Source organism: Sphingobium indicum BiD32, assembly GCF_000382885.1.
Lineage (GTDB): Bacteria > Pseudomonadota > Alphaproteobacteria > Sphingomonadales > Sphingomonadaceae > Sphingobium > Sphingobium japonicum_C.
The window spans coordinates 1-18757 of the sequence record NZ_CAVK010000238.1 but is presented as its reverse complement, the minus strand read 5'-3'; the positions used below and the strand labels follow the sequence as shown (position 1 = coordinate 18757).

The following is an 18757-nucleotide window of genomic DNA, read 5'->3' as shown; positions in this document are numbered from 1 at the left end:
CGTGAGGGTGACACCCCTCCGTCTGGCCTGCGGCCCGACACCTCCCCTTGTAGGGGAGGATCAATGGTTTGCCATAAACCCTAAACCGGCACCCCGTAGAGATCATGCTCGTCGGCATCTTCGATCATCACGTCGAACATATCACCAGCCTTTCGGCCTTCTCCGACATCGCGCAGGAACACATTGCCGTCGATTTCCGGCGCGTCCGCCTGTGAGCGGGCAGTCGCGCCGATGGAGCCATCTTCCTCGTCCGGCTCGCCCACTTCATCGACGATTACCGGCAGCACGCGGCCGACCTTGGCGGCGAGCTTCGCGGCGCTGATCGCGGCGGTCTTTTCCATGATCCGCTGATAGCGTTCTTCCTTGACCTCTTCGGGCACCGCGCCGGGCAGGGCGTTGGCAGCTGCCCCCTCGACCGGCTCGAACCGGAACGCGCCGACGCGGTCCAGTTGCGCCTCGTCCAGCCAGTCCAGCAGATATTGAAAATCCGCCTCCGTTTCGCCGGGGAAGCCGACCACGAAGGTCGAACGGATCGTGATATCCGGGCAGATCGCCCGCCATTTATGGATGCGCTCCAGCACCTTGGCTTCGTTGGCCGGGCGCTTCATCGCTTTCAGCACGCTGGGCGCGGCATGCTGGAACGGGATGTCGAGATAGGGGGTCAGCAGCCCGTCCGCCATCAGCGGAATGACCTGATCGACATGGGGATAGGGATAGACATAGTGGAGCCGCACCCAGGGCGCGCGGCCTTCGGCGGTGCGCAACTGTCCCAGCTCGCGCGCCATGTCGGTCATGTGCGCGCGCACGTCGCGGCCCTTCCACTGGCGCGGTTCATGGCGCGTGTCGACGCCATAGGCCGATGTATCCTGGCTGATGACCAGCAATTCCTTGGTCCCGGCCGACACCAGCTTTTCCGCCTCGCGCAGCACCGCGTCGATCCGCCGCGACACCAGATCGCCCCGGATCGAAGGGATGATGCAGAAGGAACAGCGATGGTTGCAGCCCTCTGAAATTTTCAGATAGCTGTAATGGCGCGGCGTCAGTTTCAGGCCACCTTCCGGCACCAGATCGACAAAGGCGTTGGGCACTGGCGGCGATGCGTCATGCACCGCGTTGACGACCTGCTCATATTGATGCGCGCCGGTAACAGCCAGCACTTGCGGGAATTTTGCGCGGATCACATCCGCCTCGTCACCCATGCAGCCGGTGACGATGACGCGGCCATTTTCGGCCATCGCCTCGCCAATGGCTTCGAGCGATTCTTCCTTGGCCGAATCGAGAAAGCCGCAGGTGTTGACCAGCACGACGTCCGCCCCGGCATAGTCGGGCGACATCTGATAGCCGTCGGAACGCAGCTTGGTCAGGATGCGTTCGGAGTCCACCAGATTTTTCGGACAGCCGAGCGAAACCATGCCGATCTTCGGCGCGTCAGGAAATTTGGTTGCCATGATGGTCGCGCACATAGGGATTTTTGCGTGGAATGTCACGCAGCGCAGTTCCGGCGCTTCAATCAGTCGAGTTTGCGGCTTTCCCTGACACCATCACCCGCGACAATCTCGATGATCAGGTCGCCGGTCTGGAGCTGCCGCGCGCCGTCCTCCCAGAAGCCGATCGGGCGATCGTCGCGATAGATGCGCACGCCAAGACCCGTGGTGATCGCCGACAATGGCCCGCCAATCTCGTCCGGCTTCACGAACCGCTCATTGAGCTTCACCCGCCCGCCCGACGCGGCCAGATCGGCCATATAATCGGCAATATGCTTGCCGCTCGTACTGCCCGCCAGCAGCAGTCCGGCAAAGCTGACCGGGTTGATCACCGTGGTCGCGCCCGCCTGCCGCGCGGGCAGTTCATTATCCTCGTTGCGCACCACGATGCTGATCGGCAGGCGCGGGGCCAGATGGCGGGCGGTCAGCGTGATCAGGATCGACGTATCGTCGCGCCCCGCCGACACGATCATGCTGCGCGCCCGGTGGATCGCCACGTCCTTCAATGTCCGGTCGCGGGTCGAATCGCCGCACAATATATTGCACCCCTGCGCCTCGGCCAGTTCCAGCGCGGCTTCGCTCCCGTCGATCACCACGATCTCACGCGCGTCAGTACCGCGCGCCAGCAGTTCATGCACCGCTTCCTGCCCGCTGGTGCCGAACCCGGTGACGATGATGTGATTGTGCAGATCGGCTTGTATGCGGGCCATGCGCCACCTGTAGAGGATGTTGCGGAGGAAAAGCGAATAGGCTGTGCCCAGGAAAATGAGCCAGACGAACAGCCGAATCGGCGTGACGAACAGCGATTCAAACAGGCGCGCTTCGGGCGTTACCGGCACGATGTCGCCATAGCCCACCGTCGTCACCGTGACCGTGGTGAAATAGAGCACGTCGACAAAGCTGATATGATTGTCGAGATTGTCCTTCAGGCCATCGCGCCCGACCCAGTGGAGCAGCAGCACCACGCTGATCAGCCCCACGACCAGCCCGACGCGCCAGCTCAAATCCACCCACATCGGCATGGACGATCGCCGCCGCAAAAAGCCTTCGGTCGAACGAGGTGCTGCCCGGTCCACCCTCATGGCGCGGTCGGCAGGTGCGGGACGGGGTTGACCGGCACCCGGTCCTTGCGCAGTTCAAAATGCAGCTTGGGCTGGCTGGCATAGCCGCTATCGCCGGTCAGGCCGATAATCTGCCCGCGCGTCACCTTTTGCCCGCGCACCATGTCGACGCGGCTGGCATGGCCATAGGCGCTCACCCAGCCGCTGCCATGGTTGATGAGCACCAGCCCGCCAAACACCGCCACCCGGTCGCCCGCATAGGCCACCACGCCGTCCGCCGCGGCGCGGATCGGCGTGCCGGCCGGGACACCGATGTCGATGCCATTATTCTTCGCGCCACTCTCGCCAGGGCCAAAGCGCGACAGCAGCTTGCCTTTCACCGGCCAGGCGAACCGGCCGGTGAAGCTGGCGGGCTGGGCGATCGGTACATTGGACGGCAGCGGACGGGGCTGGGACGAGGCGACCGCTACCGGCGCATTTTCCACCGCAGCGGGCTGACCGCCGGTCAGCACATCGTCAATATCGATACGGAAGGCGGCGGCGCGTTGTTCGATGGAAGGGGCGGCGACCGGCGTGTCGTCGGGCAACAGCAGCCGCTGGCCGCGCCGCAGCATGAAAGGTTCGGTCAGGCCGTTGGCCGTAACGATCCGGCTCCACGCCACGCCATAGGCGGACGCGATGGCAATCCCCGTCTCCCCCTCCGCCACCAGATGATAGCGGCCACCGGGTATGGTCAGTCTTTGCCCGATACGAATGGCAAAGGGCGGGGTCAGCCCATTGGCCCGCGCAATCGCTTCCGATCCCGCACCCGTCCGATTACCGATGCCGCGCAGCGTGTCGCCGGGCTGGACGATATAGGTGGATGCGGTAACGCTTTGCGCATTGGCGACGACCTGCTGTGCGGTCCACACCGGCTCCGCCTCGACCAGTTCGACAGCGGACGCATCGGCATCCAGCCGGGGCGGGGGCGTGTCGGCCCGCGTGGGCGGTGCCTCGTTGGGGATGCAGGCGACCAGTATCAGCGGGGCAAGCAGCAGGGCGGAATGAAGGAAGGGACGTTGCATCGCCGCCTGTCTATCGCATCGCGCCGCGCTTGCCACCCCCTGCCGCTATTGTTGGAAGGCGGCCATCGTCGCCGCCATCGCGCTGTCCTGCGTCAGGTCATAGTGAAGCGGCGTGATCGTGACATAGCCTTCCGCCACCGCCGCCAGATCGCTGCCTTCGGGCACCGCGTCGCTGCTGCCCAGACTGAACCAGTAATAGCGATAGCCGCGCGGATCGGTGGCTTCGACAATCTTCGTGCGATCGACATCATGGAAGCCCTGCCGCACCACGCGGATGCCCTTGACCGCATCGGGTTCGATCGCCGGGAAATTGACGTTGAACAGCATCCGGCGCGATGGCGGCATGGCGATGATCGGCGCAATCGCCTTCGCGCCCCACGCCTGCGCGGCGGCAAACGGCACCGCGTCGCCCATCCCCTCGCGCGCATAGACCTGGCTGAGCGCGATCGACTTGATCCCCGAAATCGCGCCTTCCATCGCGGCGGCGACCGTGCCGGAATAGGTGACATCCTCGGCCAGATTCGCCCCGCGATTGACCCCCGACAGGATCAGGTCGGGCCGTGCATCCTTCATCAGATGCCCCACCGCCATCATCACCGCATCGGTCGGCGTGCCGGTGACGCTATAATGTTGCGCACCATGTTTGCGGATGCGCAAGGGCCGGGTGAGCGTCAGGCTATGTCCAGCCCCCGATTGCTCCTCGCTCGGGGCCACGATCCATATGTCGTCGGAAAATTGCCGCGCAATCTCTTCCAGCACTTTGAGGCCGGGGGCATGAACGCCATCGTCGTTAGTGAGCAGGATACGCATAGCCAAAAACCTCCGTTCGCCCTGAGCCTGTCGAAGGGCAGTCCTTCCTGAAGAAAAGAACGGGGCTTCGACAGGCTCAGCCCGAACGGAATTTTAATTGGGCGTCAGGCGCGTCACCCCACCCATATAAGGTGTCAGCACCTCCGGCACGATCACGCTGCCATCGGCCTGCTGGTAATTTTCCAGCACCGCCACCAGCGTCCGCCCCACGGCCAGCCCGGAACCGTTCAGCGTATGCAGGAAGCGCGTCTGCTTCTCGCCCTCCGGCTTGTAACGGGCGTTCATTCGCCGCGCCTGAAAATCGCCGCAGTTGGAAACGGAGCTGATCTCGCGATACGTATTCTGGCTGGGCAGCCACACTTCCAGATCCCATGTCTTGCGCGCGCCAAAGCCCATGTCGCCGGTGCAGAGCAGCATCTTGCGATAGGGCAGCGCGAGCGCCTGGAGGATGCCCTCCGCCGCCGCGCACATGCGTTCATGTTCGGCTTCCGATTCATCGGGCGCGCAGATCGCGACCAGCTCGACCTTCTCGAACTGATGCTGGCGAATGAACCCGCGCGTATCGCGCCCGGCGGACCCGGCTTCGGAACGGAAACAGGGGGTCAGCGCGGTCAGGCGGACGGGCAGGTCGCCGACTGGCACGATCTGGTTGGCGACCAGATTGGTGAGAGAGACTTCGGCGGTGGGGATCAGCCAGCGGCCATCGGTCGTCCTGAACAGATCCTCGGCGAATTTCGGCAACTGCCCGGTGCCGAACAGCGCCTCGTCCCGCACCAGCAGCGGCGGGTTGGTTTCTTCATACCCGTTAGCGCCCGTCTGGGTATCGAGCATAAACTGCGCCAGCGCCCGGTGCAGCCGCGCCATCTGTCCCCGCAGCGCCGTGAAGCGCGCGCCCGACAAGGCCGCGCCCCCTTCAAAATCCAGCCCCAGCGCCGGGCCGAAATCGGCATGGTCCTGCGGCGCAAAGTCGAAGGTGCGCACCGTGCCCCAGCGGCTCACTTCCACATTGTCGGCTTCGCTGTCGCCTTGCGGCACATCGTCAGCAGGCAGGTTGGGGATCGCCGCCAGCGTCGCGCCCAGCGCGTCGCCAACCTCGCGATCCTGCGCTTCCAGCGCGGGCGTGCCTTCCTTGATCGCCGCGACTTCGGCTTTCAGCGCTTCCGCTTTCTCAACGTCCTTCGCCGCCATGGCCTGGCCGATCAGCTTGCTCGCCTCGTTGCGCCGGGCTTGCCCGACCTGCAACTGGGTCTTGATCGCCCGGCTCTGTTCGTCCAGCGCCAATATCTGCGGGGACAGGGCTGCCAGCCCGCGCCGGGCCAGGCCAGCGTCGAAAGCGGCGGGATTTTCGCGGATGAAACGGATGTCGTGCATGGGCCAGTCCTATGCCGCCGTGCGGCGGGCCACGCAACCCTGCGCGCTGCCGATCGTTGAACAGGCATCCCGCAAAATGAAAAGGACAAGGCGATGCAGATAGACCAGGACGCGCTCATATTGGTGGCCGACGGCCGCAAGATGCTGTTTTTCCGGAACAGGGGCGACGCTGCCATGCCCAGTCTGGAAACCGAGCAGGTCGAAAAGCAGGATAATCCGGCCGATCGCGATCAGGGAAGCGATACGCCGGGTCGCGCCTTCAACTCGATCGGCAGCCATCGCAGCGCCATGTCTGAAACCAATTTCCACGACCTGGAGGAAGAACGCTTTGCAGCCCAGGCCGCTGACATCCTCAAGCATCGCGCCTTTGCCAATGATTTTGAGAAACTGATCATCGTCGCCCCGCCCGGAACATTGGGCGAAATGCGCAAACATTATCACAAGGAAGTCGAAAGCCGCCTGACCGGCGAGATCGCCAAGGATCTGGTGAATCATCCGATTGCGGAGATCGAACGGATCATCGCCGACAATTGATCCACACCAGTTTGACCCAAATGAAAAGGGCGGCTTCCGCTATCAGGAGCCGCCCTTTTTCATGTCGCTGTCTGACGGATCAGGCGGCCTTGTCGCCCTTGCGCTCGGCAAAGCGGCGACGCGCGACCAGCGCGACTGCGGCTGCGCCGAACAGCAGGATCATCGGCGGAGCAGGGACGTCGGTGCCACCGCTGCTGCTCGATCCGCCGCTGGAGCTGCTGGACGAGGAACTGCTGCTGCTGCTCGAAGAGGAGGACGAGCCACTTGACCCCGAGCTGCCGCTGGAACCGGAACTGCCGCTCGATCCGCTGCTGCCCGTGCTGCCAAAGCTGGACGAACCGCCCGAAGAGGAGGAACTGCCCGACGAGGAAGAGGAGGAGGACGAGGAACTGCTGCCGCTCGACCCGGAACTGCCCGACGATCCGCTGCTGCCGCTCGATCCTGAACTGCCGCTGGAGCCGGAACTGCCACCCGATCCGCCACTCGACCCGTGATCATGACCAGGCTTGCCCGGCTTGCCACCGCTCGATCCGCCCGAACTGCTCGATGAAGAGCTGGACGAGGAGGATGAGGACGAAGAGCTGGAACTGGACGAGGACGAGCTGCTGCTGACATTGCCGCTGGAGGTCGACACATTCCCGCTCGACGTCGAAACGCCGCTCGATGTGGACACGTTACCGCTCGAGGTCGAGACGCCGCCCGTGGAGGTCGAGACGCCCCCGGTCGAGGTTGAAACACCCCCGGTCGATGTGGACACGCCGCCCGTGGTCGAACTGGTCGAACTGCTGATGCCGCCGGTCGAGCTGCTGGTCGAGGAGATCACCACCGACCCGCCGCCGCTGCCGCCACCACCGCCGAAAAAGCCGCCCATGAAGCCGCCGCCGCCAAAGCCGCCGCCACCGCCCATCACCATCGGCACCGCGCCGCCGCCGCCCGACATGATCGGCATTTCGGCCATCGGCATCGGTGCTGGCAGGGGAATGGGCGCCTGCTGGGTAACGACCGTCACGGTGCGCGGCGTGCTGGTCGTGACCGTCCGCACCACCTTGCGCTTCACTGTCCGCACGGCATAGCGTTTCCGGGGCGCTGCCGCCTTGGTGCTTTTGCTGCTGTGGACCACTGCCGGTCGCGCATTTTCGGCGACATGCACCGCGCCACCGCCGATGATCGCTCCGCCGCAAGTGCAGGCGCATAACTTAGCCAATGCCATCCGTACCGACATAGGATCCACTCTTTACTTTGTTGCCCCCTGACCCGGCACTGGCTTTTTCCAATGACGGACTGGTAGGAACTTCCTATGCGCAAGAACGCAAAAGAAAGCGTTAACTGCAACGGTGTTAACCCTGAATGTGATGTTCAAGTCGAGGGAAATCCTGCCTTCTTCCCAAGGGAAATGGTTAACGTCCCACTATGGAACGACTGCCGCTTGCCGGGTAAAAATCGCTTGGTGGTTTTCGCCCTGTTGTCCGGCTCGCAGGACTCGGCAGCGAAGGCTGTCGTCCATCTGCGAAATCCGACAGAATGAAGCATGAGCGCAAGATTGCCCGCTTGTGTCGCCCTGCGCCCATCGCTATGAGGCGCCCTCAATGAAAAGTCATGGGCGCCCGGACGTTAAGCGCCGGCGTCCTCCGAGTCGGAGAGCCAGATGGCATCGGTCCTGAATTCCGATAAAGACGGCGATAAGCCGCCCAAATCGACTGTCGAACTTCCTGCTGATTACCGGCCTTCCGCCGATGAGGAATTCATGAACCCGCTCCAGCTGGAATATTTCCGGCAGCGTTTGTGGGACTGGAAGAAGCAGATCCACGCCGAAGCGGAAGGGACGCTCGCCGTCCTCCAGAATGAACCGCTCCGCGAACCCGACCTGAACGACCGCGCATCGAGCGAGACCGACTGGTCGATCGAACTGCGCACCCGCGACCGCCAGCGCAAGCTGATCTCCAAGATCGAGGCGGCGCTCCGCCGGATCGAGGATGGCGAATATGGCTATTGCGAAGTGACCGGCGAACCGATCTCGCTGGGCCGACTGGAAGCCCGGCCAATCGCGACCATGACGGTCGAGGCGCAGGAACGGCATGAGCGGCAAGAGAAGATATCGCGCGACGATTAACCCTTTCTCCATTCCCCCGCGATTATGATGCCCACCAATTATCTGGCATTATATTTGCGGGTCTAGGCATGAACGACGAACAGGATTCTTCCGATCGGGGACCGGCACGCTCCGCGCCGCGTGACAGCCTGTTCCTGCTCACCAGCTTCATGACGCCTGAAGGTGCGCCGCTGGGCAAGGCCCGCGTCCGCAACCTGTCGGCCACCGGTCTGATGGCGGATTGCGAACGTGGTGTCCCTGCGGGCACCAAAGTGGAATTTGAGCTGCGCGGCATTGGCAAGGTCACCGGCACCGTCGCCTGGGCGCGCGATGACAAGATAGGTCTCGCCTTTGACGAACCTATCGACCCGCAACTGGCGCGCAAGCCGGTGTCGACCGGCGCAGCGCCACAGGCGGTGCCCGATTATCTGCGACTGCACCAGCGCAGCATCCCGCGCCGCTGATCCGGCCAGACAGTAAAAAGCCCCGCAACCAGTTGGTTCGCGCGGCTTTTTACTGTCTGAACGATGGAAACCGGAATGATCGGGAAGGGTCGGGCCGGCAGTCCGTCGCCGCCGGGTCCCGACCTTCTCCGTATCGCGCTCCGTATCGCGCGCCTGATGCTTAGTGTTGCGCTTCCAGTTCTTCTTTCAACCGCAATTTCTGCTTCTTGAGCGAAGCGACCAAAATAGCGTCGGGCATGGGCCGACTCGTCTCCGCCTTGATTCGGGCGTCGATACCTGCGTGCTTGGCAGAAAGAGCTGAAATGTGGCTGTTTTCCATAACATTCTCCAGATGAGGGGTGATGGATGACGAAGTAGATCATGAAATATTCGGCTTGTCTCGCCCTGATTCGCACGCTGCGCCTGAATGAGAAAATTTTGCGATGGCCCGCATCCGGGCGGCGGGTTATCAGGGCGTATGACGAGCGTGGTTGACGGATCGGGGGCGCAGTGAGCCGGGAAGATATTATGCGCCGACTGGAGCTGTTGCGGGTGGAACATCGCGACCTCGACAGTGCAATCGCCGTTCTGATGGCGGCGGGCGCGGGCGACCAGATGCAGATCGCCCGGTTCAAGAAGCGCAAGCTGCGCCTGCGCGACGAAATCGCCCAGCTGGAAGATGCCCTGGTGCCGGACATCATCGCGTAAATCCGTGTCTGCACGGGATTTTGTGGTTAACGTCACGCTAACCGACCCTGAATGGGACAGCGCCCGCTACAAAGCGCACCGGCGGACCTGACAAGGTTGCGATAATATGTCAGTGATCCTCCATGCAACGCGCAGCCTTTCTGGATCGTGGCCTTCACCGCCGACTGGTCGATGGCCTTTATCTCGAAGCCATGGTCATGGCTGACGAGGCGCGATCCTATTTTGACGGCAGCACCAGCACCGATGAAGGGATGAGCGATCCGCTGCGCCGCGTCTCCTTCGCCTGCGAATCGCTTAAGGTGACCACCCGCCTGATGCACATCATCGCCTGGTTGCTCAGCCAGCGGGCGTGGCAGCGTGGTGAAATCGGCGACGCGGACCTGTCGGACGAGAAATATCGGCTGGGCCGCGCGACCCAGACGGCGCCGGAATTGGCGGCCGGTTTCCCCTTCATGGCCCGTTCGCTGATCGATGCGAGCCAGGAATTGTACGACCGGGTTGCCCGGTTGCAGGACCGGATGGACCTGATGATGGGTCCGGCCACGGTCAAGGATGCCAACCCGGCCCGCGCGCTGATCGATCGCCTGCACAGCGCCTTCTGATCGCGCCCAGGCAATTGGCCGCATTCTCCCGCTTCTAAGGCTGGCGCTTTCGCACATATTTGGTCTAGACCATCGCCATGACCCATGGTTTGCGGACCTTTCGCCGCCCTTCTGGCCGCCCGCACTCCGCACGGCTCCTGCTTGTTCCGATGCTGCTCGCTTGTCCGGGCGGAGCGCTGGCGCAAACCGTCGCGCCGCCCGAAGCTATGCCGGAGATCGACCAGTCGCTCGATACCATGCCCGACATCGGGCTGGATTGGCCCGACCTGGGGCAAGAGGACAGCGTGAAGCCACTGCCCGCCGATCCCGCCGATGTGCAGGTGGCGACGCCTGACGCTGCGCCTGATGCCGGTGCGCCGGTCGAACCGGTCGAGGAAGCGGCGACCTTCGCCGATGCGGGGGAGGAAAGGCGCTATACCGTCCAGCTCAGCGGTGTCGACACGATCGCCGACGCCACCTTCAAGCTGCGCTTCGACGAATTGTCCGCGTTGCGGCTGGGGGAGGGCAAGGCCGCCAACCTCGCCCAGATCAACCGCCGTATCAAGGAGGATAGCGAACTGCTCGACCGGCTGCTGCGCGCCAAGGGCTATTATGCCGCGCGCATCCGGGGTGCCGTCGCCGCGCCGCCCGCAGGGAGCGACCGGCTCGCCGTCAGCTTCGACATCACGCCCGGTACGCAATATCTGCTGGAATCGGTTGACCTCACCGGTCTGGCCGAGACGGGCGACAAGGAAGCGCAACTGCGCGCCGCCTTCCCGCCCAAGGTCGGCGATCCGGTCGATGCCGATGCGATCCTGGCCGGGCGCGATGCGCTGTCGGCGGTGCTGGCCGAAACCGGCTTCCCCTTTGCAAAGGTCGATGAACCCGAAGTGCGGATCGACCATGAGGAGCGCAAGGGCGACCTCGACATCATCGTCACGCCCGGCGGCTATCGCAGCTTTGGCGCGATCCGCCTGAACGACGACAAGCTTTTCGGTGCGCACCATGTTCAGGAAATCGCCCGCTTCGATCCTGGCGATCCCTATAAGGCGTCCGACGTCGAGGATCTGCGCCGCGCGATTGTCGCCACAGGGCTTGTCTCCTCGGTCAGCCTGACGCCCAAGGATGCAGGCGACGGCACCCATGTCGATCTCGCTGTCGACGTTCGCCCTGCGCCGCTGCGCACCATCGCCGGCCAGCTGGGCTATGGCACGGGCGAAGGCTATCGCGCCGAAGTCAGCTGGCAGCATCGCAATTTCTTCCCGCCCGAAGGCGCGGTCACGGTGCGCGGTGTCGTCGGTACGCAGGAACAGACCGCATCCTTCACCTATCGCCGCAACAATTTCCACCGCCGCGACAATGTGCTGACCGGCCTGCTGTCGGTCAGCAATATCCAGCGCGATGCCTATGACGCGCGCACCATCACCCTGTCTGGCGGGCTGGAGCGGCAGACCAACATATTGTTCCAGAAAGACTGGGTCTGGCGCATCGGCGCGGAGCTGATCGCGTCGGACGAAGCCGACGCCTTCAGCGGCGGCGCGCGCCGCACCTTCCTGATCGGCGCGATCCCGCTCAGCCTCACCTATGACGGCAGCGACGACCTGCTCAATCCCAGCAAGGGCTTTCGTCTGGGTGGTCGGCTCAGCCCCGAACTTTCCTTTCAGGACAAGACCTTCGGCTATGCGAAGGTGCAGGTGGATGGCAGCATCTATCAGCCTGCGGGCGAAAAAATCGTGATCGCGGCGCGCGCGCGTTTCGGCACCATCCTTGGATCGACGGTTGAACAGATCGCGCCATCGCGGCGTTTTTATGCGGGCGGCGGCGCGTCGGTGCGTGGCTATGGCTATCAGGCGATCGGCCCGCGCTTCGGTGTCGATGACGATCCGGTCGGCGGCAAAAGCCTGGCTGAATTCTCACTGGAGGCGCGGGTGCGCTTTGGCAATTTCGGCGTCGTGCCGTTCGTCGACGCGGGCAATATCTCCACCACCTTCCTGCCGCGCTTCCGTGACCTGCGCATCGGCACCGGGCTTGGCCTGCGCTATTACAGCAGCTTCGGCCCGATCCGCATTGATGTGGGCACGCCGATCAACCCGCAAAAGGGCGACCCGCGCGTCGCCGTCTATGTGTCGCTGGGGCAGGCTTTCTGATGGCGGACGAAGCGCCAGCCGCGAATCCGCACCGCCGCCGCGCCTGGGACGCGCGCTGGCAGCGCTGGCTGCTGGGCATCGTCACAGGGCTGGCGCTGATCATCGTCGGTGCGCTGGCGTGGCTCGATACATCATCGGGGCATCGCTTCCTCATCAGCCGGATCGCGATGATCAAGCCGCCATCGGGCCTGCGCATCCAGGTCGACCGGATCGACGGCAGCATCTACCGCAAGGCGGTCCTGCACAATCTGACCCTGTCCGACCCCAGGGGCCGTTTCTTCGACGCGCCACGGGTGGAGCTGGACTGGTGGCCCTTCGCATGGGCCTATAACCGGCTGGATATCGACCGGCTGGTGATCCCGCGTGCGACCCTGCACAAATTGCCCAAACTCAACCCCAGCCTGAAGCAGGGGCCGATCCTGCCCGGCTTCGACATTCGCCTGATGCAGTTTTCGGTCGGGCGACTGACGATCGCGCCGGGCATTACCGGGCGGGTGCAGCAGGCGACGATGGCGGGCGATGCCGACATTCGCGGCGGTCGCGCGATCATCGATCTGACCGCGCGCGTCATCGACGAGCAGGACGCGCTCACGCTCGCCCTCGACAGTCGCCCGGACAATGACCGCTTCCGCCTCGACGTGACCGTCAACGCGCCCAGGGGCGGCGTGCTGGCGGCGATGGCGGGTTTGAAGCAGGACGCCAATCTGCGCATCGGCGGCAGGGGCGGCTGGAGCCGATGGGACGGCCGCCTGTCGGCCACGCTCGACAGCCAGCCGGTCGCCGATTTCGTGCTGGCGGCGCGCAGCGGTGCCTATTCCGCGCGCGGTTCTGTCCAGGGCGGCGCGATCGCAGGCACCGGTCTCGTCCAGCGTCTCGCCGCACCGCGCCTCGCCGTCCGCGCCAATGGCACGATGGTGGACCGGGTGATCGACGGCCGCCTCTGGCTGCGCTCCGCCGCGATCGATCTGGACGCAGACGGCGCTATCGACCTACGCAACAGCGCGCTCGACAATATGCTGGTGCAGCTGAAACTGGCCCGCCCGCAGGCCTTGCTCAAAAATATGCGTGGTCAGGATGTCGCGGCGAAGATCCGCCTCGATGGTCCCTTCGCGACGCTCGGCTACGAATATCTGCTTACCGCGCGCCAACTGGCCTTCGACAAGACGCTGATCAGCAATGTGCGCATGGATGGCAAGGGGCGACGGGCGGAGAATGGTCCGGCGCTGATCCCGGTGCGCCTGCGCGCCGCGCGGCTCGACGGGCAGGGCGAACTGGTCGAGGGGATCATCCGCAATTTCGCGCTCGACGGCGTCCTCCAGCTCAAGGGTCAGCAGATCGTCAGCAACCCGATGGATGTGCGATCGGACAAGCTGCGCGGCAAGCTGGTCATGCTCGCCGACCTCAAGACCGGCCGCTATGATTTCGGGCTGGATGGCCAGATCAACGGCCTCGCCATTCGCGGTCTCGGCATCGTTGACCTGACCTCCAAGCTGCGTGCGGTGCCTGGTCCCAATGGCAGTTTTGGCCTGAGCGGCAATGCGCTGGCGCGGGTGCGGCGGTTGGACAATGATTTCCTGCGCACGCTGGGCGGCGGCCTGCCGACGGTGCGCAGCGGTCTGGCGCTGCGTCCCGATGGCCAATTGGCGCTCACCAATTTGCGGCTCGATGCGCCCCTGCTGACGTTGAGCGGCAACGGCCTGCGCCACCGCGACGGTACGCTCCATTTGGAGGGGCAGGGGCGGCACGGTCAATATGGTCCGGTCAGGCTTACACTGGACGGCAGGATCGAGCGCCCGACCATCGACCTGCTGCTCGCCAGCCCGATGAAATCGCTGGGCCTGCGCGACGTGCGCGCGCGGCTTATCCCGGATGCTGCCGGTTACAGCTATACTGCCGGGGGTGGATCGACCCTTGGTCCCTTCACCGGGCGGGGCGTCATCCTCTTGCCGCAGGGCGGGCAGGCCGTGGTCCGCGTCGTCCGCATCGACGTGTCCGGCGTTACCGCCAGCGGCGATATTCGCCCGGTCACTGGCGGTCTCGATGGCCAGCTTGCCGTCAATGGTCCGGTTACCGGCTATATCAGCCTGAAACCGGTCAACATGATCCAGCAGGTCCAGCTCAAACTCACCGCCAATGATGCCAGCTTCGACGGGCCGACCGTCATCGCGGTGCGGCGCGGCACGCTGGACGCGACGATGCTGCTCGATCCGTCCCGCACAACGCTCACCGCGACGGCGCAGGCGCGGGGCTTGCGCGTCGGCGGGGTGTTGCTGGGGCGCTTTGCCGCCAATGCCGATCTGGTCGATGGCCGGGGCAAGATACGCGGCAGCCTGTCGGGCCAGCGGGGTCGCATCTTCGACATACAGGGCGAAGCGCAGGTCGATGCTGACCGCATCCGCCTGACCGCTGGCGGTACGATCGACAAGCGCCCCATCCTCCTGACCCGCGCCGCGCTGCTCACCCGCACCGACGACGGTTGGAAATTGTCGCCCGCGACCATCAGCTATGCGGGCGGATCGCTGCAACTGGCCGGCGAACTGGGCAGCACCTCCACCCATGTCGAGGCGCGGATGCAGAAACTGCCGCTCTCGCTGCTCGACATTGGCTATGACAATCTGGGGCTGGGCGGTACGGCGACCGGGTCATTGAGCTATGCCCAGCCGCGTGGCGGTGGCCTGCCGACCGGCACGGCGGAATTGCGCATCCGTGGTCTGTCGCGATCCGGCCTGTCGCTCAGCTCCCGTCCGGTCGATGTCGGCCTCAACGCCGCGCTGACCGCCGACCGTCTCGCTACCCGCATGATCTTCGTTGCCGATGGCAAGACGATCGGGCGGGCGCAGGCGCTGCTCAATCCTTTGGGTCGTGAAGGCGGGCTGGTCGAACGGCTCAACCGCGCGCCCTTCTTCGCGCAGTTGCGTTATGGCGGCACGGCGGACACGCTGTGGCGGCTGACCGGGGTGGAGATTGTCGACATTGGCGGTCCCGTCAACGTCTCCGCCGACATGCGCGGCACGCTCGGCAACCCGCAAATCACCGGATCGCTGGCGACTGACAATGCCGCCATCAACAGCCCCGTCACCGGCATGCGCCTGAAAAACGTCAAGGCGCGCGGGCGTTTTTCCGGGGACCAACTGGTCATCTCCAGCTTCGCCGCCACCGCGCAAAATGGCGGCACGGTGGGCGGCGCCGGGCGCTTCACCTTCAACGGCATAGCGGGCGTCGGCATGGATCTGTCGATGCAGGCGGACAATGCCGCGCTGCTGGAGCGGGACGATATCGCCGCCACCGTCACCGGGCCGATCAGCCTGCGTTCCGATGGCGTCGGCGGCATGATCGGTGGCGATTTGACGCTCAACAAGAGCCGCTTCACCCTGGGCCGCGCCGCCGCCGTCGCGCAGATCCCCGAACTGGCCGTGACGGAAATCAACCGGCGCGGTGAGGAGATTGAGCGGGTCCGCACCAATGTGCCCTGGGCGCTGGCGATCAAGGCGCGGGCGCGCAACCGCCTGACCGTCACCGGCCTTGGTCTCGACAGCGAATGGCGTGCCGATCTCGACATTGGCGGCACCGTCACCAGTCCGGCGATTGCGGGCCGGGCGGAACTGGTGCGTGGCGGCTATGAATTTGCCGGTCGCCGCTTCGACCTGCGCGAAGGCCGCATCCAGTTTGACGGCAAGACCCCGGTGAACCCGACGCTGGACATCGACGCGCAGGCCGATGTCAGCGATCTGACCGCCACCATCCATGTCGGCGGCACCGGCCTGAAACCCGAAATCACCTTCACCAGCGTCCCCGCCCTGCCGCAGGACGAATTGCTCTCCCGCATCCTGTTCGGCACATCCATCACCAACCTGTCCGCACCCGAAGCATTGCAACTCGCCTCGGCAGTCGGCTCGTTGCAGGGTGGCGGCGGGCTGGACCCGATCAATGCGGTGCGCAAGGCGGCGGGGCTGGACCGGCTGCGTATCATCGCCGCCGATCCGACGCAGGGGCAGGGGACGTCGATCGCGGCGGGCAAATATCTGACCCGAAAAACCTATGTCGAACTGATCACCGACGGGCAGGGCTATAGCGCCACCCGGATCGAATATCAGGTCACCCGCTGGCTCTCCCTGCTCGGCGCCATCTCGACCCTGGGCCGCGAAAGCGCCAACGTGCGCGTGTCGAAAGATTATTGAGCGTGAGCAAGTCCCGCATCGACGCCGCTGCCGCGATCAGCGTCATGGACCTGTTCACCATCGGCATCGGCCCGTCCAGTTCGCACACGGTCGGCCCCATGCGCGCGGCGCTGATGTTCATGGAATCGCTGCCCGCCCGGCCTGTCCGCGTCCGCTGTGATCTATACGGATCGCTCGCCCTGACCGGCCATGGCCATGCGACCGACAGCGCCATCCTGCTCGGCCTGTCCGGCCATAGCCCGGAAAGCGTCGATCCCGATGCGATCCCGGCGATCCTGCGCGCCATCCGCGACGATGGCCGCATCCAGGCAGGCGAGGGCTGGATAGCGTTCGAGGAAACCCGCGACCTGATCTTCCACAAGGGCGAATTTCTGGAGGCGCACAGTAACGGGATGCGCTTTTCCGCCTGGTTCGACGGGCAGGGCGAACCGCAGGTGCAGGATTATTACTCCATCGGCGGCGGCGCGGTATTGCCCGGCAATCCCCAATCCGACACGCCGCTCGGCCACAACATCGTTCAGCCCTATCCCTTCTCCTCCGGCGCGGAAATGCTGGCACAGGGGGAGGCGACGGGCCTCTCCATCGCCACGCTGGTCCTGCGCAACGAGGGCGCCTGGCGGGCGCAGGCGGACACCGACGCCTTCCTCGACAGCGTGATCGACGCGATGAGCGCCTCGATCGACCGGGGCATGGTGCAGGAGGGGTTACTGCCCGGTGGCCTGAAAGTCCGCCGCCGCGCCATGGCGATCCACCAGCGGCTGCGCCTGCAACGCGATGCGCTTGGCCCGGCGCAGATTTTCGAGTGGGTCAGCCTGTTCGCGCTGGCGGTGAATGAGGAGAATGCGGCGGGTGGCCGCGTCGTCACTGCTCCCACCAATGGCGCGGCGGGCGTCATCCCGGCAGTGCTGCATTATTATCGCCGCTTCGTTCCCGGCGCGGATCGCGACGGCGAACGCCGTTTCCTGCTGACCGCCGCTGCTATCGGCTTCCTTTACAAGAAGCGCGCGTCCATCTCGGCTGCTGAAATGGGCTGTCAGGGCGAAGTCGGCGTGGCCTGCTCCATGGCCGCAGCGGGCCTCGCCGCCGTGCTGGGCGGCACCAATGGACAGGTCGAAAATGCCGCCGAAATCGGCATGGAACATAATCTGGGTTTGACCTGCGATCCGATCGGCGGCCTTGTCCAGATACCCTGTATCGAACGCAACACGATGGGCGCGGTCAAGGCGATCAACGCCGCCTATCTCGCGCTTCAGGGCGATGGCCGCCATATCGTCAGCCTCGACGCGGTCATCGAAACGATGCGCCAGACCGGTGAGGATATGGCCAGCCGCTACAAGGAAACATCGCTCGGCGGACTGGCCGTCAATGTGGTGGAGTGCTGAACAGATTCTTGTCGGCTCGTCGTTTGCCGCCCACAGGAACGGGACGAAACGGTTGCAACTGTGCCAATTTGGCAACATAAGTCCTTGTTTATCTTAGGTTCATGCAACCAACGGCTTTGCCCGGACTTCAACGTCTCACCCCTGCGGGGCGTGAATGACAATTGGAGTTAAGCATATGCGTAAGTTAGTGGTCGCAACCCTTTTGGCCGGAACCGCGGTCGCCACACCAGCCCTGGCACAGGATGTCGGCCCGACCTTCACCGGTCCCCGCGTCGAAGCGATTTTGGGCTATGACCATGTCGGTGCCGGCAGCGACGTCGACAACAACAACGGACGCGACGACCAGTCGATCGATGGGCTGCTCTACGGTGTTGGCGCTGGCTATGACATCAACCTGGGCAGCGCTGTTGTCGGCGTGGAAGGTGAATATACCGACTCGACCGCCAAGAGCGACCGCTATGACCTGACCGACCAGTTCGGATTCGGCCGCGTCAGCCAGGGGCGCGACCTTTATGTCGGCGCGCGCGTCGGTATCCTCGCCAACCCCAACACTTTGGTCTATGTGAAGGGCGGTTACACCAACACCAAGCTCAACGTGCTGGCAGGCGATACTGACGAAACGACCGACACCGCGTTCAAGCTGGACGGCTGGCGCATCGGTGGCGGCGTGGAGCGGGCGATCAACCAGAATACCTTTGCCAAGGTGGAATATCGCTACTCCAAATATGACAGCGCCCATATCGACTATATGGACGGCGCGACCAGCAGCGAATTCGACATCGACACCGACCGGCATCAGGTCGTGGCCAGCGTCGGCTGGCGCTTTTAAGAGCCAGAACTAAGAAAGATGCTCATCCTCCCCTGCAAGGGGAGGTGGCAGCACATAGTGCTGACGGAGGGGTGTC

At 64.4% G+C, this 18757-nt stretch carries 18 protein-coding genes; 12 read left to right on the top strand and 6 right to left on the bottom strand.

The window, feature by feature from the left end; all coding sequences use genetic code 11:
- Positions 1–80: 80 nt before the first annotated feature.
- The 5 genes from rimO to serS all read right to left on the bottom strand — a co-directional run bounded on the left by rimO (position 81) and on the right by serS (position 5790).
- The gene (gene rimO, locus EBBID32_RS20970; protein WP_196805712.1) at positions 81–1463 is read right to left on the bottom strand and encodes a 30S ribosomal protein S12 methylthiotransferase RimO; all 1383 of its coding nucleotides are present in this window, start codon (positions 1461–1463) and stop codon (positions 81–83) included.
- Positions 1464–1510: 47 nt separating this feature from the next.
- Positions 1511–2500 carry a potassium channel family protein gene (locus EBBID32_RS20965; protein WP_440590971.1) on the bottom strand — a complete coding sequence of 330 codons (990 nt, stop codon included), beginning with the start codon at positions 2498–2500 and terminating at the stop codon, positions 1511–1513.
- A gap of 62 nt (positions 2501–2562) precedes the next feature.
- Positions 2563–3609 (bottom strand): M23 family metallopeptidase, encoded by a 1047-nt coding sequence (locus EBBID32_RS20960; RefSeq protein ID WP_006966558.1) that lies wholly within the window; start codon positions 3607–3609, stop codon positions 2563–2565.
- A 45-nt stretch (positions 3610–3654) separates the two neighbouring features.
- Positions 3655–4419: a 5'/3'-nucleotidase SurE gene (surE, locus tag EBBID32_RS20955; RefSeq protein WP_006966556.1), complete on the bottom strand. Its 765-nt coding sequence runs from the start codon at positions 4417–4419 to the stop codon at positions 3655–3657.
- A 93-nt stretch (positions 4420–4512) separates the two neighbouring features.
- Entirely contained in the window at positions 4513–5790 is a 1278-nt protein-coding gene (gene serS, locus EBBID32_RS20950; protein WP_006966554.1) for a serine--tRNA ligase, read from the bottom strand.
- Between the two features lie 93 nt (positions 5791–5883).
- Between serS and EBBID32_RS20945 the strand changes: the two genes are divergently transcribed.
- The 6 genes from EBBID32_RS20945 (at position 5884) to EBBID32_RS20925 (ending at position 8877) form a co-directional block, all read left to right on the top strand.
- Positions 5884–6324 (top strand): host attachment family protein, encoded by a 441-nt coding sequence (locus EBBID32_RS20945; protein WP_006966552.1) that lies wholly within the window; start codon positions 5884–5886, stop codon positions 6322–6324.
- An 89-nt stretch (positions 6325–6413) separates the two neighbouring features.
- Complete coding sequence (locus EBBID32_RS20940; RefSeq protein WP_006966549.1) at positions 6414–6818, top strand: hypothetical protein; 405 nt, start codon at positions 6414–6416, stop codon at positions 6816–6818.
- Positions 6819–6830: 12 nt separating this feature from the next.
- Entirely contained in the window at positions 6831–7397 is a 567-nt protein-coding gene (locus EBBID32_RS20935; RefSeq protein ID WP_037492339.1) for a hypothetical protein, read from the top strand.
- A gap of 224 nt (positions 7398–7621) precedes the next feature.
- Positions 7622–7849, top strand: coding sequence for a hypothetical protein (locus EBBID32_RS24310; protein WP_156022640.1), 228 nt, complete (start codon positions 7622–7624; stop codon positions 7847–7849).
- A gap of 120 nt (positions 7850–7969) precedes the next feature.
- Positions 7970–8434: an RNA polymerase-binding protein DksA gene (dksA, locus tag EBBID32_RS20930; RefSeq protein ID WP_006966545.1), complete on the top strand. Its 465-nt coding sequence runs from the start codon at positions 7970–7972 to the stop codon at positions 8432–8434.
- A gap of 68 nt (positions 8435–8502) precedes the next feature.
- Entirely contained in the window at positions 8503–8877 is a 375-nt protein-coding gene (locus EBBID32_RS20925; protein WP_006966543.1) for a PilZ domain-containing protein, read from the top strand.
- Between the two features lie 160 nt (positions 8878–9037).
- Here the strand turns inward: EBBID32_RS20925 and EBBID32_RS23840 are convergent, their stop codons facing one another.
- The gene (locus EBBID32_RS23840) at positions 9038–9196 is read right to left on the bottom strand and encodes a YdcH family protein (protein WP_006966541.1); all 159 of its coding nucleotides are present in this window, start codon (positions 9194–9196) and stop codon (positions 9038–9040) included.
- A 188-nt stretch (positions 9197–9384) separates the two neighbouring features.
- Here EBBID32_RS23840 and EBBID32_RS20920 point away from each other — a divergent pair, with 188 nt between their 5' ends.
- The 6 genes from EBBID32_RS20920 (at position 9385) to EBBID32_RS20895 (ending at position 18681) form a co-directional block, all read left to right on the top strand.
- Positions 9385–9564 carry a YdcH family protein gene (locus EBBID32_RS20920; RefSeq protein WP_037492337.1) on the top strand — a complete coding sequence of 60 codons (180 nt, stop codon included), beginning with the start codon at positions 9385–9387 and terminating at the stop codon, positions 9562–9564.
- Positions 9565–9686: 122 nt separating this feature from the next.
- A complete protein-coding gene (locus tag EBBID32_RS20915) occupies positions 9687–10166 on the top strand; it encodes a DUF1465 family protein (RefSeq protein ID WP_006966534.1) in 480 nt (159 codons plus the stop codon).
- Between the two features lie 77 nt (positions 10167–10243).
- Positions 10244–12292: a BamA/TamA family outer membrane protein gene (locus tag EBBID32_RS20910; protein ID WP_196805711.1), complete on the top strand. Its 2049-nt coding sequence runs from the start codon at positions 10244–10246 to the stop codon at positions 12290–12292.
- Positions 12292–16470 carry a translocation/assembly module TamB domain-containing protein gene (locus EBBID32_RS20905; protein WP_006966530.1) on the top strand — a complete coding sequence of 1393 codons (4179 nt, stop codon included), beginning with the start codon at positions 12292–12294 and terminating at the stop codon, positions 16468–16470. The genes EBBID32_RS20910 and EBBID32_RS20905 overlap by 1 nt, the downstream gene beginning before the upstream one ends.
- A gap of 2 nt (positions 16471–16472) precedes the next feature.
- Positions 16473–17852 carry an L-serine ammonia-lyase gene (locus EBBID32_RS20900; RefSeq protein WP_006966528.1) on the top strand — a complete coding sequence of 460 codons (1380 nt, stop codon included), beginning with the start codon at positions 16473–16475 and terminating at the stop codon, positions 17850–17852.
- A 175-nt stretch (positions 17853–18027) separates the two neighbouring features.
- On the top strand, positions 18028–18681 hold the full coding sequence (locus tag EBBID32_RS20895; RefSeq protein WP_037492335.1) for an outer membrane protein: 654 nt from the start codon (positions 18028–18030) through the stop codon (positions 18679–18681).
- Positions 18682–18757: the final 76 nt, after the last annotated feature.

Coding starts and splice junctions, on each gene's coding strand:
- rimO (WP_196805712.1), bottom strand. CDS start 1,463: ATGTGCGCGACCATCATGGCAACCAAATTTCCTGACGCGCCGAAGATC.
- EBBID32_RS20965 (WP_440590971.1), bottom strand. CDS start 2,500: ATGTGGGTGGATTTGAGCTGGCGCGTCGGGCTGGTCGTGGGGCTGATC.
- EBBID32_RS20960 (WP_006966558.1), bottom strand. CDS start 3,609: ATGCAACGTCCCTTCCTTCATTCCGCCCTGCTGCTTGCCCCGCTGATA.
- surE (WP_006966556.1), bottom strand. CDS start 4,419: ATGCGTATCCTGCTCACTAACGACGATGGCGTTCATGCCCCCGGCCTC.
- serS (WP_006966554.1), bottom strand. CDS start 5,790: ATGCACGACATCCGTTTCATCCGCGAAAATCCCGCCGCTTTCGACGCT.
- EBBID32_RS20945 (WP_006966552.1), top strand. CDS start 5,884: ATGCAGATAGACCAGGACGCGCTCATATTGGTGGCCGACGGCCGCAAG.
- EBBID32_RS24310 (WP_156022640.1), top strand. CDS start 7,622: ATGCGCAAGAACGCAAAAGAAAGCGTTAACTGCAACGGTGTTAACCCT.
- dksA (WP_006966545.1), top strand. CDS start 7,970: ATGGCATCGGTCCTGAATTCCGATAAAGACGGCGATAAGCCGCCCAAA.
- EBBID32_RS20925 (WP_006966543.1), top strand. CDS start 8,503: ATGAACGACGAACAGGATTCTTCCGATCGGGGACCGGCACGCTCCGCG.
- EBBID32_RS23840 (WP_006966541.1), bottom strand. CDS start 9,196: ATGGAAAACAGCCACATTTCAGCTCTTTCTGCCAAGCACGCAGGTATC.
- EBBID32_RS20920 (WP_037492337.1), top strand. CDS start 9,385: ATGCGCCGACTGGAGCTGTTGCGGGTGGAACATCGCGACCTCGACAGT.
- EBBID32_RS20915 (WP_006966534.1), top strand. CDS start 9,687: ATGCAACGCGCAGCCTTTCTGGATCGTGGCCTTCACCGCCGACTGGTC.
- EBBID32_RS20910 (WP_196805711.1), top strand. CDS start 10,244: ATGACCCATGGTTTGCGGACCTTTCGCCGCCCTTCTGGCCGCCCGCAC.
- EBBID32_RS20905 (WP_006966530.1), top strand. CDS start 12,292: ATGGCGGACGAAGCGCCAGCCGCGAATCCGCACCGCCGCCGCGCCTGG.
- EBBID32_RS20895 (WP_037492335.1), top strand. CDS start 18,028: ATGCGTAAGTTAGTGGTCGCAACCCTTTTGGCCGGAACCGCGGTCGCC.